Below are 17,179 nucleotides of genomic sequence, written 5' to 3'. Positions count from 1 at the left end.
GTTTAGAAGCCTACACGGGGCCGTGGCGGGACACAAATCGAGTGCCCCGCCACGGTGTGTCAGTTGCCGTTCTCGGCTGCCGTGGCGGCCTCGATCGCGTCCTGGAGGCGCTGGTCGGCTTCCGCCGCGGCGACCAGGTCGTTGTCGGCGTAGGCCTCCTGGCGGTCCTGCAGGGCTGCCTTGGCGTCAGCCAGAGCTTCCTGCAGGGCGTCGTTGTCCGTCGAGCCGGAACCCGTGGAGCCGGTCGAGCCGGAGCCCGAGGAACCCGTGTCGGAACCGGACCCCGTGTCGGAGCCGGACCCGCTGTCGGAACCGGAACCGGAACCGCTGCCGGAACCGCTGCCGCTCGCGCCGGAGTCGCCCGCCGCGGCACCGGAGTCGCCGCCGAACAGCGAGTTCAGCGCCTCGTCGAGGGTGTCCTCGAACGCGATCTTGTCGCCGAAGGCCACGAGGACCTTCTGCAGCAGCGGGTACGAACCACTCGAGGTCGACTGGACGTAGACGGGCTGCACGTAGAGGAACCCACCGCCGACCGGGAGCGTGAGCAGGTTGCCCTGCTTCACGGTCGAGTTGCCCCGCTTCAGGATGTTCAGCTCCTGCGACACGGTCGAGTCACCGTTGAAGAGGCTCTGCACCTGCCCGGGGCCCGGGATGTTGTCGGTCTTCGGCATCGTCAACAGCGTGAGTTTGCCGTAGCCCGACGCCTTCTCGCCCTTGCCGGCACCACCCGCGTCGGAGTTCACCGCCAGGTAGCCGGTCAGCACGTTGCGGTTGTTCGCCCCGGCCGACTGCTGCGGGATGTAGGTCGTGTACAGCGAGTACGCCGTCCCCTGCCCCGGCACCTTCATCGTCAGGTAGTACGGGTCCTGCAGGTTCGCCCTGTTGGCGGTCGTCGTCGTCTGCGCGCCGAGCGCGTTCGTCGACGTCGCCGCGGTGTCGGCGTCACTGTCCGACGTCGCCGTGCTGGTCGGTTCCTGCGGGGTGTTCCACGCGTCGTCACCCGAGTAGAACGAGTTGGCGTTGGTCACGTGGTACGTCCCGAGGATCGAGCGCTGCACCTTGAACAGGTCCGTCGGGTACCGCACGTGGTCGAGGAGTTCGGCGCTCATGCTCGACACCGGCTTCATCGACGTCGGGAAGATCTTCTGCCACGTCTTCAGGACCGGGTCCTTCGTGTCCCACGTGTACAGCGTCACCTTGCCCGTGTAGGCGTCGACGGTGGCCTTCACCGAGTTCCGGATGTAGTTCACCTGGTCGGTGCGGTACGTCGAGGACTCGGCGCCGGCGATGCTGTCCGACAGGCTCTGGCTCTGCGAGTACGGGTACGCGTCGCTCGTGGTGTATCCGTCCACCACCCACTGGATGCGGTGGTCGACGATCGCCGGGTAGGCGTCGCTGTCGACGGTCAGGTACGGTGCTGCCTTCTGCACGCGGGTGATCGGGTCGCGGTCGTAGAGGATCTGCGAGTCCTTGTTCACCGCGTTCGAGAGCAGGATCTGCTCGGACTGGAACTTCGCGGCGTAGACGAGCCGGTTGAAGAAGTTGCCGAGGCTCGGACCGCCGTCGCCGGCGTAGGTGGTGGTCGCGTTGCCGCCGTTGTCGTCGTCGGAACCGGACGGGTAGTCGAGCTCCACGTCCTTCGTGCCCTTCGGAGCACCCACGATCGAGTAGGGCGGCGAGGTCTCACCGAAGTACACGCGCTGCTGGAAGTCGCCCAGTGCACCGTTCGACGGGATGCCGGACTCGAGGAACACCGGCTTGCCGTCGCTCGCGCGCTGGTTGCCGTAGGCCGCGGTGACGCCGTAGCCGTGGGTGTAGACGAACGCCCGGTTGTACTGCGTGTTCGCGGCCGAGCTGAGCCCGGCGAGGTCGATGTCGCGGACCGCGATGACGGTGTCCTCGGTCTCGCCCTTGACGTCGTAGCGGTCGACGTCCAGCTCCTTCGGGAACTGGTAGTACTGCCGGTACTGCTGCAGCTGGCTGAACGTGTCGGAGACGATCTTCGGGTCGATGAGACGGATGTTGGCCGTGGTCTGCGCGTCCTTCGCGAGCGCACCCGAGCTCGTCTCGGTCGTGGCGTCGTAGTTCTGTTCCTCGACGCCGGCGACGCCGTAGGCGTCACGCGTGGCCTTGATGTTCCGCTCGATGTAGGCGGACTCGAAGGTGCGCTCCGAGGGCTTCACCTGCAGACGCTGGACGACCCACGGGTAGATGCCGCCGACGACGATCGCGGCGACGAGCAGCAGGCCCGTGCCGACGATCGAGATGCGCCAGCGGCCGATGACCGCCGTGACGATGAAGAGCAGCGCGACGATCGCCGCGATGCCCGCCATGATCTCGCGGCCCGGGATCACCGCGTTGACGTCGGTGTACTGGGCACCGGTGATGAGCGAGTTCGACTTCGTCAGCGCCGCGTACTGGTCGAGCCAGAGGCTGACGGCCTGCAGCGCGATGTAGAGCGCCGCCGTGACCGCCAGCTGGATGCGCGCGGCACGGGAGATCCGGACCTCGCGACCACCGAAGCGGAGCGCACCGTAGAGGTAGCTCGCAGCGAGCGCGGCGAGGCCGGCGATGAGGACGACGGCCGACGAGTAGGCCACGATCGAGCGCCAGAACGGCAGCTCGAACACGTAGAACCCGATGTCCAGTCCGAACTGCGGGTCGGTCTTGCCGAACGGCGTGCGGTTGAAGTACTCGAGGACCATGCTCCAGCGGCCCGCGGTCGAGAGCCCGGCGAAGATGCCGAGGACCACGGGGATGCCGATCATCACGGCGCGCCGCAGCGGCTCGATGACCTGCTGGTAGCGGTCGAGCTGCGAATTGAGCTTCGCGTAGACCGGCCGGAACCGGAACGCGAGCGCGATGCTCACGAAGACCGGGACCGCCATGCCGAGGAAGCCCGCCAGGAACATCAGGGTCCCGGCGACCCACCGGGTGGTGAGGACCTGCTGGAACCCGAGCTGCGCGAACCACGCGTAGTCGGTGTACAGGCTGGCGAAGATGAAGAAGGCGATCACCAGTGCGGCCAGCACGATGATCGTGACCACGATGGGGACCCGCGGCGAACGCCGCCCCGAGGTGGACGAGGTTGTCGTCACTTGATGTGCTCCAGACGTGTCGGACCGGCGGGCCCGGCTCGCGGCGGGCCGTCAGTGACACTGATCCTATGGGACCGGACCGAGCGTGAACCTGTACGGGGGCTCAGGACCGGGTCAGGACCCGCAGCGAGCGAGCTTCGCGGTGCTCCCGCCGTCGGCGATCGTCTGCAGGTCGGTGACGGCCTGGTCGAGCGTGGAGACGCTGTAGACGTCGAGCCCGTCCGGCACGTGCCCGACGACCTCGTCGCAGTTGTCCGCGGGGGCGAGGAACACCGTGGCGCCCGCGTCCGCGGCACCGTAGAGCTTCTGCCGGATCCCGCCGATGGGGCCGACCTCGCCGGCCGCCGTGATCGTGCCGGTGCCCGCGACGTGCTTTCCGCCGTTCAGCTTGCCCGGCGTGATCTCGTCGATGATCCCGAGCGCGAACATCATGCCGGCGGACGGACCGCCGACGTCCTGCAGGCGGATCGACACCTTGAAGGGGAACTCGTAGCGCTCGGTGACGCCGACCCCGAGCAGCGCCGTGCCCTGCTCGCTGCGCGGCGTCACCCGGACGTCCTTCGTCGCGCCGTCCCGTTCGACGGTGACGGTCGCGGGGCTCGAGGTGCCGTGCTGCGCGACGGCTTCGCGCAGGCTCACCGCGTCGGCGTTGGTCGTGAGCGACTTGCCGTCGAACGCTGTGATGACGTCGCCCTTCTCGATCGTGCCGTCGGCCGCTGAGCCCGCCTGTACGGCGCTGACCTCGAGTTCGGTGGGCAGGTCGTTCCCCTGCTGGATGAGCGCGGCGGCGACGGCTGACTGCTGCGACGCCTGCATGTCGGCGGAGTCCTGCTCGTTCACCTGCTCGGTCGTGGTGCCGCTCGGGTAGATCGCCTCGACCGGGATCACCGCCTGCGACCTGGTGAAGATCGCGCGGATCACGCTGGTCCACGACGGGCGGTTCGTGGCGTCGCCCTGGATGCCGACGGTGAGCATGTCGAGGGCGCCGGCCGTCGGGTACGTCTCGTGGCCGGACACCTGGATGAGCTTGACGTCCTTCGCGTCCTTGCCCGTCCCCTGCTCCTGCGTGCCGATGGTGTTGTAGACCGGCCCGGGGACCTCGATGAGGTACGGGCTGGGCAGCAGGCTCGCCAGCAGTCCCAGCACGACCGCGCCGATCAGGAACGCCCACCCGACGGTCCGGGCACGCGAGCGACGACGGGGCGCGGGGGCGAAGAGGGTCACGCGGGGTCCTTCCGAGGTGGGCACCCGCGCCTGGCGGCAGGGTGGTCGCCCGCGCCTCGCGACGGGGCTGTTCGCCCTGGGCGCAGCGCTTCGGGCGTTCCCACGGGGGCATCCCAGGTGCGGCCCCGTGAGCAGCGATTAGCGTAGTCGGCATGCCTGATGAACCACAGCCGGGGCCGGACGACGACTTCCAGGAGATGCTGCGCAAGCTGCTCTCGGGCGAGGGGCAGATCGACCCGTCGCAGCTCGCCGGTGCCGCCGGTCTGCCGAACGACCCGGCCTCCGTGGCGAACCTGATGAGCCAGCTCCAGCGTGCCGCGCAGTCCGGCGGTGACGGCATCGACTTCTCGGCCACCGTGGAACGCGCCAGCGCGATCGCTCGGGACGGCGGCCACCCCGTCGACCCGGCCACCTCGCAGGCGGCCGACCAGGCGTTCCAGGTCGCCGCGCTGTGGCTCGACGAGGTCACGACCGTCGCCGAGCTCACCGCGACCCCGAGTCTCTACACGCGTGAGCAGTGGGCCAAGGCGACCGTCCCGGTGTGGACGCAGATCGCCGAGCCGGTGGCCTTCAGCATCGCCGATGCCCTGACCGAGGCGATCGACCAGCGTGCTCCCGAGCAGCTCAAGGCGATGCTCGGCGACGTCTCGAAGGCGATGCGCGGCATCGGCGGGGCGCTGTTCGCGATCCAGCTCGGCCAGGTCGTCGGGCAGCTGTCGAAGGAGGTCGTGTCCGGCGGTGACGTCGGCGTGCCGCTCCTCGACGAGCAGGTCGCAGCACTCCTGCCCCAGAACGTCGCCGAGTTCGCCGAGGGCCTCGACGTCTCCGAGGACGAGGTCCGCATCTACCTCGCGGTCCGCGAACTCGCCCACGCCCGGCTCTTCCGGTCGGCACGGTGGCTCCGGCTGCACATCATCTCGTCCATCACGGACTACGCGCGGGGCATCCACATCCCCTTCGACCGCGTCGAGGAACTCGCGGCCGACATCGACCCGACCAACCAGGAGCAGCTGCGCGACGCACTCGCCTCGGGTGCCCTCATCCCGCCGCGGACCGCCGAGCAGGACGCCGCGCTCGCCCGACTCGAGACGATGCTCGCCCTGGTCGAGGGCTGGGTGGACACGGTCACCGCCGCGGCCACGGTCCGTCTCCCCAAGGCCGGAGCGATCGCCGAGATGGTGCGCCGTCGCCGTGCGGCCGGCGGCCCGGCCGAGTCGGCGTTCGCGACACTCGTCGGCCTCGAGCTGCGTCCGCGTCGTCTGCGTGAAGCCGCCGCGATGTGGCAGCGGGTGACCGACGAGCTCGGCGCCGAACAGCGTGACGCCCTCTGGTCGCACTTCGACCTGGTGCCGACCTCGGACGACGTCGACGCACCCGATGCCCTCGTCGCACGGCTGCGGAACCCGTCCCAGACCGACGAGGACGACGCGTTCGACAAGGCCCTCGAGGACCTGCTGAACGACTCGACCGGTGCACGTCCGCACGAGGACGAATCCGGCCGCGTGGCCGACGACACCGAGGGTGGAGCGGGCGACGAACCCGGGAACGACACGGGCGACCAGCCCCGCTGAGTTCTCCACAGATCCCCCTGGTGACCCCACGCGAGCCGCACACTCCGGCACCGTGGGGTCATGGGCATCCGCATCGATCCGACGCTCGAGTTCGTCTGGCGTGACCCCGCCACGGTCCAGCTCGGGGTCGATCCTCCACGCGCCGTCGTCGCGGTGCCCACCACGGGGGAAGAACGGTTCCTCAACGGTCTGCGACGCGAGACCGGGCACGACGTGCTGTCCGGGCTCGCGGCAGCGTCGGGGTGTTCCCCGGAACGTGCTGCCGGGGTGCTCGGTGCCGCGTCGCCCGCGGTGGTCGAGGTCCTGCCCGAGCCGCTCGAACGCATCGAGGTGCACGGCGCCGGTGTCCTCGCCGACGCCGTGGCGACGTTCCTGTCCGGCGAAGGCGTGACGGTCAGCCGCACCACCGCGCCCGCCGGAGGGCCGATCGTGCTGCCCGAGCCCGAACCGCGCCTGGCCGTGGTGGTGGCCGACCACGTCGTCGACCCGGCGCTCCGCGCCGCGTGGACCCGCCGGGGTGTGCCGCACCTGGCGGTCGTCGTCGGCGACGGACGCGTCCGTCTCGGTCCGTTCGTCGTGCCGGGAGCCGGGCCGTGCCTCCAGTGTGCTGAGTACGCACGCGTCGACGACGACCCGGCCTGGCCGGCCATCGCCGCCCAGGTGTGGGGGCGGCACCCGACACCGCTGTCCCCGTGGCGGGCGGCGGCGGTGGCCGCTGCCACGACGCGGATGCTGCTGGAACGACTCCCGCTCCGGACGCAACGAGCCGACCCCGACCAGCTCGTCTTCGAGCGCGACGACCTGTCGGTCAGCCGTTCGCCGGTCCGGCCCCATCCGCGGTGCGCGTGCCGAGCGCTGCCAGGAACCGACTCGGAGCCCGGGCTCCCCCACGCGTGGAGCCCTGTTGCGACCACGTGATCGTGACGGAACGGCGGGCGCGTGTCAGCCCGACGTAGAACAGGCGTCGTTCCTCGTCCACCTCGGTGTCGGTCGACGCGTGCGAGATCGGCAGGAGCCCCTCGGCGGCGCCGGCGATGACCACGTGCGGCCACTCCAGACCCTTCGACGAGTGCAGCGTCGCGAGCGTGACGGCATCGACCTCGGGCTCGTGGTGCGTCGCCGCACGGTCCACCAGGTCCTGGGTGAACTGCTGCATCGTCGTGCCGGCGGGGGCGTCCTCGGCCAGGCCCATGATCGCCTGCAGCGCTTCCCACTGCTCACGGACTGCGCCGGTGCCCTCCGGCGGCGTCTCCGTCCAGCCGCTGACCTGCAGCACCAGCCGGACCCGTCGGGTCAACTCGTCGTCGGTCTGCCGGATCGCCTCGCCGCGCATGTGGTGGACGGCGAGCTTGACCTCCGGGCGGTTGAAGAACCGGGTGCCGCCCTGCACGCGGTAGGGGATGCCGTTCCGGCCGAGCGCGGACTCGAGCGCAGCGGACTGCGCTCCGACGCGGAAGAGCACGGCGCAGTCCCCGTAGGACGCTCCGGCCCCGACGAGCTCGGCGATGCGCCGGGCGATGGTCTGTGCCTCGTCACCGTCGTGGACGCAGGCCAGCACGACCGGTTCCGGGCCCGGCTCCTGGCTCTGGGCCACCAGGTCGAGCGCGCCGGGCTGGCCGCGCATCAGCGTGTTCGCCGCGGACACGACCTCGCGGGTGGAGCGGTAGTTCCGCTCGAGGCGCAGGACCGACCCGCGCGGGAACTCCGACCCGAACCCGAGCAGGTAGTCGCTCGAGGCGCCGGCGAACGAGTAGATGGTCTGACTGGCGTCACCGACGACGCACAGGTCGTCACGGCCGCCCAGCCAGGCCCGCAGCAGGTCGTGCTGCACGGGCGAGACGTCCTGGTACTCGTCGACGACGAAGAACCGGTACTGCTGCCGCACGTACGACGCCACGCGGGGCTCGGACTCGACCATGCCGAGGGTCGCCAGCAGGACGTCCTCGAAGTCCAACTGCCGCCGGTCGTCCTTCAGTCGCTCGTACGCCTTCATCAGGTCGATGACCCGGCGCGGCGTGGTGTCGCGCGGCATCACCCGGTCGGCGGCGGCGGCCTCGTACTCGTCGAGCGAGAGCATCTGCACCTTGCGCCACTCGACCTCGGCGGCCAGGTCGCGGAGCACCGGGGTGTCGACGTGCATGCCGACCGTGTCCGCGGCGTGGGCGATCATCCGCCCCTTGGACTCGACGATCTTGGGGGCGTGCCCGCCGACGGTGTCCGGCCAGAAGTAGCTGAGCTGCGCCATCGCCGCGGCGTGGAAGGTGCGCGCCTGGACCGTCCCGGCCCCGAGCGCGCGCAGGCGCGACCGCAGTTCGCCTGCGGCACGGGTCGTGAAGGTCAGCGCGAGGACGTGGTTCGGCGCGTAGGTCCCGGTGGCGACGCCGTAGGCGATCCGGTGCGTGATCGCGCGGGTCTTGCCCGTCCCTGCGCCGGCGAGCACGGCGACCGGACCGAGCAGGGTGCGGGCGACCGTCCGCTGCTCGGCGTCGAGCGCGGCGAGCAGTTCGTCGGGCGACGGCGGCCGGGGCTCGACTGCCCCGGCACCCGTTGCACCGCGCGGACCGGTGACGCTCACGGCAGGTCCAGCGGCCCGCCGTACCACTCCTCGATGATGGCGCGGGCGATCGAGGTGCGTCCCGGCAGCAGCAGGGTGTCGCCGGCGCGCTCGCGGATCTCGTCGCGCGAGAACCACCGGACGTCCAGGATCTCCACGCCGTCGGGGCGGGCGGTCGTCGGGTCACCGCCGGCTGCGCGGGCACGGAAGCCCACCATCAGCGACGCCGGGAACGGCCACGGCTGCGAGCCGAGGTACTCGGGCTCCTCGACACGGACGCCGGACTCTTCCCAGACCTCGCGGCGGACGGCGTCCTCCAACGACTCCCCCGGCTCGACGAACCCGGCCAGCAGCGAGTACCGGTCGGCGTCCCACGCGGCGTTGGAACCGAGCAGGATCCGGTCGTCGGCGTCGACGACCCCGACGATGATCGCCGCGTCCGTGCGCGGGAAGAGGTCGTGCCCCTCGGGGTCGCGGCGGACCCATCCGCCGCTCACGACGGCGGTGGGCGACCCGGTGCGCGGCGAGAAGCCGTGCACGGCGTGCCAGTTGGCCATCGCGACGGCTTCGACCGCCAGGCCCTGGTCGCGCGGCGAGAGCTCGGTGCCGAACATCCGGAGGCTCTGCCAGGCGTCGTCGTCGGGTTCGATGGCGGTCGCCGTCGCGCCGTCGATCAGGGCGGCGACGAAGCGGGTACCCGCCGGGGCATCGGCGGCGTCCGACACCGCACGGCCGAGGTACAGGGTCACGGTGTCGACCGGGATCTCCGTCGCGGTCACGAAGCGCAGGGTGCCGTCGGCGTTCCGGAGCATCTCGGCACCGCGCACCGGCAGGTACCGGGTGCGCTCGTCCTCGCGCAGGACACGCTCGACGTCGTCGGTCGTGCGGAACTCGGCGTCGCGGTCGAGTTCGTTGCGGGAGAGCGGGAGCCGGGCGGCGAACTCGACGGTCACGGCGGGAGAGCTCCTCGGATCGGGTGCGGACGTGCAGGAGACGTGCGGTGGGCGTGCGGGCCGCCGAACAGCGTGGCGTGCAGCCGTGCACGCGTCACGCGCCTACCCTGAGGGGCATGGCGGGATCCCAGTTCACTCTAGCCGCGTTGGCGACGACGGCCGTTCCAGGTCTCCTCGTCACGGGCACGCGCACGCTCGGCTCGGCCGCGGCCGGCGACTACGAGTCGGCGCTCCTCCGCGACGCCGACGGCACCGAGATCGTCATCCGCCGCCCCCGGAACCAGCGTGCCGAGGCGCGGCAGTCGGCCGACCTCGTCGCCATCCGCGCGCTGAGCGCCGGCATCCGCACACGCCTGCCGTTCGGCGTCGCCGAGTACCGCGGCCAGGCGCCGATCGGGTCGACGCGCGCCATCGTCACGACGCGGCTGGCCGGGGCTCACCCGACCCTCGCGTCGCTCGTCGAGCGCCCCGACCTCGCCACCAGCGTCGGCCGTGCCCTCGCCGCGATCCACCAGCTGCCGACGAGCTTCGTCTCCGACGCCGGCCTGCCGTCGCTCACGCCGTTCGAGGTGCTCCGGTCCGCCGTCTCGGTGATGGACCGCGCCGTGGCGACCAAGCTCGTCCCCGCCGCGCTCGTCGAACGCTGGGAGGGTGCCGCCCGCGACCAGCAGCTCTGGCAGTTCACGCCGACCGTCGTGCACGGTTCGCTCGGCACCGGCGCCCTGCTCGTCGACGGCGACGCGGTGACCGGGGTCCTCGACTGGGGCGAGCTGCGGCTCGGCGATCCGGCGAAGGACCTCGCCTGGGTGCTCGCCGGCCGCCGCGACGCCTTCGACACCGTCCTCAGCGCCTACGAGGCGAACGGCGGCGGACGCGACCGCCAGCTCGCACAGCGTGCACGCGTGCACCACGAACTCGAGACGGCGCACTGGCTGCTGCACGGCGTCCAGGCGAAGAGCACCGAGGTCGTCGACGACGCCGTCGCGATGATGCACCGATTGGTCGACGCGGTGCACGCCCCGAGTGCGGAACCACTGCAGTCCGTGTCACCCGAGACGATGGAGATCGGCGAGGTGGAGCAGCTGTTGTCCTCCACCGAACGCCGCCACGGCTGACGCTTCGTGAGCAGGAATGGTCGGGTCGCTGCGGCGCACCCGACCATTTCTGCTCACCAAGGTGCGGCAGGAGTCGTGGACGCGACCGCCTGGAGGCCCGGCGCGGGTCCGGCGGACCGGCACCGGGCCTCCAGGGCGGAGCACGACACGGGCGCGGAGCACGACACGGGGGCGGAGCACGACACGGGCGCAGCGCGCCCGCAGGACGTCAGCCGATGGCCTCGGACCACGCACGCTCGAGTCCGGCGCGGTCGAGCAGCTCGGTCGGACGGACCTCCAAGTCGTCGGCGACGAAGTAGAACACCGCGTCGACCTGGTCGAGCGGTCGCCCGGTGAACTCGGCGTAGGCGACGCGGTACAACGCGAGCTGCAGGGTTCGGCGGGCCAGGTCGTCCGCCCCCGACGGCGCCTTGCCCGTCTTCCAGTCGACCACCTCGGCGCGCCCGTCGATCTCGTACACGGCGTCGAGCTTGCAGACCACGCTGTGGCCGAGGAACGGGATGTGGATCTCGCGCTCGACCTCGATCGGCGTCAGCCCCGCCCACCGTGAGCCGGCGAACGTCGCCTGGAAGTCCGCGAGTCGACGGGCGTCGTCGTCGGTGACCACGGCGTCCGGCGACGAATCGGCCAGGTCGTCGGCATCGAGGTCGAGCTCGCCGTCCCACACGTCGAGCGTCTCGAGCGCGCCGCCGCTCCGTGCCCGCTGTTCCACCCACTGGTGGAACAGCGTGCCGAGCCGGGTGGCGCGGTACGGGCGCTCCGGCATCGGCCGGCGGAGCCGCTCGGCCACGGAGTCGGGTTCGGTCAGGTAGTCCTTGAAGCCCGACGCCGGGACCCGGTGCGGGACGGCGACCGCGTGCTTCGCGTTCCGGGTGGCGTGCCGTTCGGCGAGCAGCAGGTCGATGTCCGCAGCGAAGCGCCCCGCGGCACCGGGGTTCGCGTTCCGCACCCGCTCGGCGGCAGCCAGGACCCGCGGCGCACGCTGCCCGAACGGCACGTGCGGCCAGGTCTGGGTCGCGCCGCTCTCCCCCATCGGGTTCTCGTCGTGCACCGTCGTCTCCGGGATCGCCGCACCGTCGATGACGCCGGCGTCCACCAGGTCGCGCAGGTAGCGGCTCGGCTCGGTGGGTCGGACCCCGCCCGCCCAGAACGAGCCGGACACCAGCAGGTCGTGCTTGGCACGGGTCAGGGCGACGTAGGTGAGCCGGCGTTCCTCGTCCTCGTTGCGGGCCTTCACCTGTTCCTTGAAGGCGTCGATCGCCGTGGTGACGTCCTTCTGGGTCTCCTGCCCGCGCCATGCGAGTCGCGGCAGCTCGGCGGCGTCTCCACGGAACTCGTACGGCAGTCGGCCGAACCCGAGCCAACCCGACGAGCCCTCCTGCGGACGCGCCGGCAGGCCGCCCTCGACCATCCGGGGCACTGCGACGGCGTCCCACTCGAGCCCCTTGGACCCGTGGATCGTCAGGATCTGCACGGTGCCGGCCTCGGGCTCCTCGGACCGCGGGCCCATGTCGTCCCGTCGGGCTGCGGCGTCGATCCACCCGAGGAACGAACCGAGGTCGGCGCGGTCGTCGGTCGACACGAAACCGGCGAGCTCGTCGATGAAGGCGTCGAGGTACGCGCCGCTGCCCTGTTCGTGCGCGGCGACCTCGATGTCGAGTCGCATCTCCTGCACGACGAGCGTCACGAAGTCGACCAGGTCGCTCCCCGCGCGTGAGCGGAGCATCGCGAGCTGCCCGCCGAGCGCACGCATTCGGCTGCGACCCGCGGGGGTGATGCCCTCGAGCGCGCCGTGCTCGTCGGGTGCGGTCGCGACGAAGTCGAGCGCGTCGACGATCGACCCGTGCTCCCCGGCAGCAACCGATGCACGGAAGGCCGCGGTCAGGTCGTCGTCGAGGCGCTGCTGGGTGTGGTCGCGCTGGAACAGCCACCGGGCGAGCTGGTGCAGGGCGACGATGTCCGCCGCCCCGACCCGCCACCGTGCACCCGCGAGCAGCCGGATCAGGTCGTTGCCGGCCGCCGGGTCGTGCAGGACGCGCAGGCACGCCACCAGGTCGACGATCTCCGGACGCTGGAGCAGTCCGCCGGTGCCGAGCACGTGGTACGGCACCCCACGGGCACCGAGCGCCGCCGTGAACGCCGCGAGGTCCTTCCGAGCCCGCAGCAGCAGCGCCATCGAGCCCGCCGGGTTCTGCCTGCGGTGGTCCTGGAACCACGCCGCGACCTCGTCGGCCTCTTCCGGCAGGGTCTCGGGGAACACCACCCGCACGGTGCCGGCGTCCGCACCCGGCCGGGGCGAGAGCCGTTCGACGTCGACCTCGGACGCCTCGGACAGCGGTGACACGATCGCGTTCGCCCCCGCGAGAACGTCCACCGGGTTCCGCCAGCTGGTCGACAGCGCGAAGGTGACGGGTTCGGCCACGCCGGGTTCGTCGCCGCCGAAGTCGTGCGGGAACCGGGCGAGGTTCGCGGCACTCGCACCGCGGAACCCGTAGATCGACTGGTGCGGGTCGCCGACCGCCATCACCGAGTGCCCGCGGAACAGCCGGGCGAGGAACCGGGTCTGCACCACCGAGGTGTCCTGGTACTCGTCGAGGAGCACCACGCCGTACCGGCTCCGCAGGTCCGTGACGACCCGCGGCGCCGACTCCGCCGCGGCGAGCGCCAGGGCGATCTGGTCGGAGAACTCCACGAACCCGCGGTCGACCTTCTGTCGTCGGAACTCGGCGACCAGGTCGGCCAGGGGTTCGAGGGCGCCGATCGCGGCGACCGCGTCGGTGATCGCCTTGTACGGCTTGCCGCGGTTGCCGGGGAGTTCGAGCAGCTCCGAGAACTCGATCGCGAACCGGCGCAGGTCCTCCGGCTCGACGAGGTGCTCCGAGGTGGCACCGGCGAGCGCGACCACGGCTGCTGTCAGGGTGTCGACGTCGCGGTCGAGTCCGGCGAGCCGGTCGTCGCGGGCGGCCACCACCACCCGACGGGCGAGCTGCCAGGCCGACGGTTCGGTCAGTACCTGGGACTCGCCGTCACGCCCGACGAGCAGGGCGTTCTCGCGGAAGACCGCGTTGGCGAAGGCGTTGTACGTCGAGACCGTGGGTGCCTCGAAGGCGTCCCCGGGGGTGATCAAGCCCACGTCCTCGAGCGCACGGATGCGGTCGTTGATGCGGACGGAGAGCTCGCCGGCGGCCTTGCGGGTGAAGGTCAGGCCGAGGACCTCGTCGGGGCGGACGAGTCCGTTGGCCAGCAGCCAGACGACGCGCGAGGCCATCGTCTCGGTCTTCCCGCTGCCGGCACCGGCGACGACCAGCGCCGGCACGAGCGGTGACTCGATGACGGCGCGCTGTTGGGCGGTGGGACGGGGGCGGCCGAGGGCGTCGGCGATGGCGTCGGCGCCGTGCTGGATGACGGGCGGAGCAACAGCAGTCGTGTCGGCAGCAGTAGCCGTGCCGGTCGTGTCCGCCGTGTCGGTCGTGTCCGCCGTGTCGCTCACCAGGTCACCTCCGCCACCACGTGGATCCGGCACTCGACCCCGGTCCGGGCCTTCTCGCAGTGGTCGTCCACGTTCGCCACGAACGTGCGTCCGGCCATGCCCCGCGCCACCCCGTGCAACCGCTCGCGGTAGGCCTCGCGCGCCTCGGCGTCGAACGCGTGCTGGGTCCGCTCGGAGTACGCCTGTCCGCCGCGGGGGTTCTGGACGAAGACCAGCCGGGCGTCGGTCATCGGCGACCCCGCCGGCACGCCCTCGACCGCGCCGTCCTCGACTGCGAGTTGGTAGGCGCCGAGCTGCGGGTGTTCCGGCATGTCGTTCTTCTCGCTGGGCATCGAACGGCCGGTCTTCAGGTCGACGACGCTCACCCGCCCCTCGGGGTCGACCTCGATGCGGTCGATGCTCCCCCGGATCCGGGCGGGCCCGGTCACGAGCGCGAACGAGGTCTCGGCGCCGAGCAGTCGACGGCCGGCGCTGGCGAAGGTGCGGAGGTAGTCGCTCAGCCCCTCGATCATCCGCCGGGTCCGGGCACGTTCGCGGTCGGCGACCCAGGGCGACTCGAACGTGAGCTCGTCCCACCGCGCCTCGACCCGCTCCCACAGCGACTCGACGTCGATCTCGGTGGCGTGCTCCATCGCTTCGTGCACGATCGTGCCGATGCCCATCGCCGGGCTCGGGGCACCGCCGCCGAAGGTCTGCGCGAACCAGTGCACCGGGCACTCCTCGAAGGTGCCGATCCGCGACGGCGACACGGATACTGCCGGGGCGACGGGCTCGCCGCCCTCGACTTCGGGCGCGGGCTCGGCGTCGAGGTCCACCAGGGGGTCGTCCGTGGTCGGCTCGGCGAGCCCGTACCACTCGTCCGGGTCCGCCCCGGGGACCTCGGCCTCGGCCAGGCGGGCCAGCGCGGACGCGGCCTCGTGGTCGCCGGAGCCCACCACGCGGCGGCGCAGCGACCCGGCGAGCCCACGCAGGGACAGCGGGTGGACGGTCGGCTGACGGTCCGGCGGCACCGGGACGAGCCGGACGAAGGGTGACGGCGACTCGTCGTCGTTCGCGACCGTGCCGATGACGACCTGGGTGGTGGCGCGCGAGACGGCCCGGGCGAACAGCCGGAGTTCGTCGGCGACCACGGCGGCACGGTCGTCGATGGGCGAACGCTCGACCCCGGCGGCAGCGCGGACCAGTCCGTCCGGGTCGAGCAGACTGCCGCGCACCCGGGTGTTGGGCCAGACGCCGTCCTGCAGACCGAGCACCACGACCACGTCGCACTCGAGCCCGATCGTCGCCGACGGCGTCAGTACCCGCACCCGGCCGGCGGTCCGGTCGGGTCCGATCGAGTCCTCCGGTAGGTCGGCGCCGAGTAGGTCGTCGACGAAGACCCGCGCGGGGGCGTCCGGCGTACGCTCGACGAAGCGCTTGGCGGCGGTGAACAGGCCGACGACGGCGTCCAGGTGCCGATCGGCTTCCCCGGCGCCGACCCCACCGGCGGCGGACTGGGCGCCCCATGACTTCGCGAGACCGCTGCGTTCCCAGAGGCCCCAGAGGATCTCCTCGATGCTCGATCCCGTCTGGGCGTCGGCACGCGCCTGCACCAGGCTCCGGGCCAGCCGGGTCGCTCGTCGTGCGAACCCGGCGTCCACCGTCGCCAGGCGCTCCGGTGCGCCCAGGGCATCGACCAGCAGTTCGTCGGCGGTGCGGCTGCCGTCGCCCGCGAGTTCCTCGCGCCGCAGGGCGAGCCGGAGCCGACGCATCGCCAGGGTGTCGAGGCCGCCGAGGGGCCCCGTGGCGAACGCGGTGGCCAGGGCGGCGTCGAGCGGCAGGACGTCGAGCGCCACCGCGGCCGCGTCGAGCAGCGCCCGCGCCGCCGAGTCGTCGCGCGGACGGACGGGCGCGGCACCGGCGGTCGCCGGGACCTCGGCCACGGAGAGTGCCCGGACGAGTTCGGGGATGGCAGCACCGCTCCGGGTGACCACGGCCATCCGGTGCCACGGCACACCATCGAGCAGGCGGTGTTCGCGCAGTCGACGGGCGATCGCCACGACGAGCGCGGAACGGCTGGCGGCTTCGAGGTGCACGACGGCGTCGGACCGCGCATCCTGGTCGCCCGCCGACGCGCTGCGCTGCCGACCGGCGGCCGCGGTGCCGATGCGACCCGTGACGCCGGTGACCAGGGCACGGATCGGCGCGGGGTGCCGGTGCACCGCGCCGAGGAACAGCTCGTCGACGCGGTCCACCCCGAGGCGCACGGCCAGTCGACCGAGCACGTCCGGTTCGGCGCCGCGGAACGCCGAGGCGGCGATGTCCGGGTCGCCGAAGGCCACCACCTGCACGCCGGAGCGCGCGAGTGCCCCGAGGAGCGCGATCTCACCCTCCACCAGTTCCTGCGTGTCGTCGAGCACGACCAGGCGCAGGGCGGCGATGCTCGCGGGGAGCTCGTGCCGCAGCACCGCGGCGGTGGCGTACGCCACGAGTTCGCCGGAGTCGAGTCCGGTCGGTCGGAACGCGGTGACCGATGCCCGGTAGTCGTCCACGAAGTCCCCGACGGCCCGCCACTCGGGCCGTCCGAGCTCGTCGCCGAGTTCCCGCATGTCGTCGGGCTCGACGCCGGCGGCCACCGCACGCATCATGACGTCGCGCAGGGCGGTACGGAACCCCGCTCGCTCACGGACGACGGCGGTGATCGGGTCGGGCCAGGTCGGTCCGGCTCCGTCGAGTTCGTGGCCGCCGAGCAGGTCGGCGATGATCCGGTCCTGCTCCCCGCCGGTCAGCAGCGTCGGGGGTTCCTGTCCCTGCACCGACGCCGCGTGGGTGACGATCTGGAACGCCAGCGAGTTCACGGTGCGGGCGAGTGCACCCGGCACGACCCGGTCGACCGCCCGAGCGAGCCGGTCGCGCAGCGCCGTCGCGGCCGTCCGCGCCGAGGTCAGGGCGAGCACCGTCGCGTGGCCGTCGGGGGTGATCGCGTCGGGTCGGGTCAGCCGGTCGGCGACGAGCCGCGCGAGCGTGGTCGTCTTGCCGCTGCCCGGCGCACCGATCACCGCGGCGTGACGGCCGTCCGGCAACGCGAGCACCGCGGCCTGCGAGGGGTCGTCGACCAGTGCGCGCGCGAACCCGGTGTCCTCGGGAGCGGGCATCAGCGTGGTCTGCGGCACGCTCGTACGGTACCCAGGACCG

General features: G+C 72.1%; 9 protein-coding genes. 3 read left to right on the top strand and 6 right to left on the bottom strand.

Annotation, left to right across the window (positions count from 1 at the left end; translation table 11 throughout):
- Positions 1 to 59 precede the first annotated feature (59 nt).
- Together DEJ08_RS04675 and DEJ08_RS04670 are read right to left on the bottom strand one after the other, a co-directional pair.
- A complete protein-coding gene (locus DEJ08_RS04675) occupies positions 60 to 3,047 on the bottom strand; it encodes a UPF0182 family membrane protein (RefSeq protein ID WP_181438987.1) in 2,988 nt (995 codons plus the stop codon).
- Positions 3,048 to 3,212: 165 nt separating this feature from the next.
- Positions 3,213 to 4,322 (bottom strand): YlbL family protein, encoded by a 1,110-nt coding sequence (locus tag DEJ08_RS04670; protein WP_111054512.1) that lies wholly within the window; start codon positions 4,320 to 4,322, stop codon positions 3,213 to 3,215.
- Between the two features lie 152 nt (positions 4,323 to 4,474).
- On the opposite strand from DEJ08_RS04670, the gene DEJ08_RS04665 reads away from it, so the two are divergent.
- Together DEJ08_RS04665 and DEJ08_RS04660 are read left to right on the top strand one after the other, a co-directional pair.
- Complete coding sequence (locus tag DEJ08_RS04665) at positions 4,475 to 5,893, top strand: zinc-dependent metalloprotease (protein ID WP_111054513.1); 1,419 nt, start codon at positions 4,475 to 4,477, stop codon at positions 5,891 to 5,893.
- 60 nt (positions 5,894 to 5,953) lie between these two features.
- Positions 5,954 to 6,811: a TOMM precursor leader peptide-binding protein gene (locus tag DEJ08_RS04660; protein ID WP_111046326.1), complete on the top strand. Its 858-nt coding sequence runs from the start codon at positions 5,954 to 5,956 to the stop codon at positions 6,809 to 6,811.
- Here the strand turns inward: DEJ08_RS04660 and DEJ08_RS04655 are convergent.
- Both DEJ08_RS04655 and nudC read right to left on the bottom strand, forming a co-directional pair.
- Positions 6,702 to 8,468, bottom strand: coding sequence for an ATP-dependent helicase (locus DEJ08_RS04655; protein WP_181436798.1), 1,767 nt, complete (start codon positions 8,466 to 8,468; stop codon positions 6,702 to 6,704). The genes DEJ08_RS04660 and DEJ08_RS04655 overlap by 110 nt on opposite strands.
- Positions 8,465 to 9,400, bottom strand: coding sequence for an NAD(+) diphosphatase (gene nudC, locus DEJ08_RS04650; protein ID WP_111054514.1), 936 nt, complete (start codon positions 9,398 to 9,400; stop codon positions 8,465 to 8,467). Before nudC ends, DEJ08_RS04655 begins: the two co-directional genes overlap by 4 nt.
- A 116-nt stretch (positions 9,401 to 9,516) precedes the next feature.
- Between nudC and DEJ08_RS04645 the strand changes: the two genes are divergently transcribed.
- Positions 9,517 to 10,515 (top strand): phosphotransferase, encoded by a 999-nt coding sequence (locus DEJ08_RS04645; RefSeq protein WP_111029543.1) that lies wholly within the window; start codon positions 9,517 to 9,519, stop codon positions 10,513 to 10,515.
- Positions 10,516 to 10,723: 208 nt separating this feature from the next.
- Here the strand turns inward: DEJ08_RS04645 and DEJ08_RS04640 are convergent, their stop codons facing one another.
- Together DEJ08_RS04640 and DEJ08_RS04635 are read right to left on the bottom strand one after the other, a co-directional pair.
- Entirely contained in the window at positions 10,724 to 14,005 is a 3,282-nt protein-coding gene (locus tag DEJ08_RS04640; RefSeq protein ID WP_258367066.1) for an ATP-dependent DNA helicase, read from the bottom strand.
- Positions 14,002 to 17,157 carry a UrvD/REP family ATP-dependent DNA helicase gene (locus DEJ08_RS04635; protein WP_146248486.1) on the bottom strand — a complete coding sequence of 1,052 codons (3,156 nt, stop codon included), beginning with the start codon at positions 17,155 to 17,157 and terminating at the stop codon, positions 14,002 to 14,004. Before DEJ08_RS04635 ends, DEJ08_RS04640 begins: the two co-directional genes overlap by 4 nt.
- Positions 17,158 to 17,179: the final 22 nt, after the last annotated feature.

The sequence above is a fragment of the Curtobacterium sp. MCLR17_054 genome, from assembly GCF_003234335.2.
GTDB lineage: Bacteria > Actinomycetota > Actinomycetes > Actinomycetales > Microbacteriaceae > Curtobacterium > Curtobacterium flaccumfaciens.
This window is presented reverse-complemented; position numbering and strand designations above follow the sequence as displayed.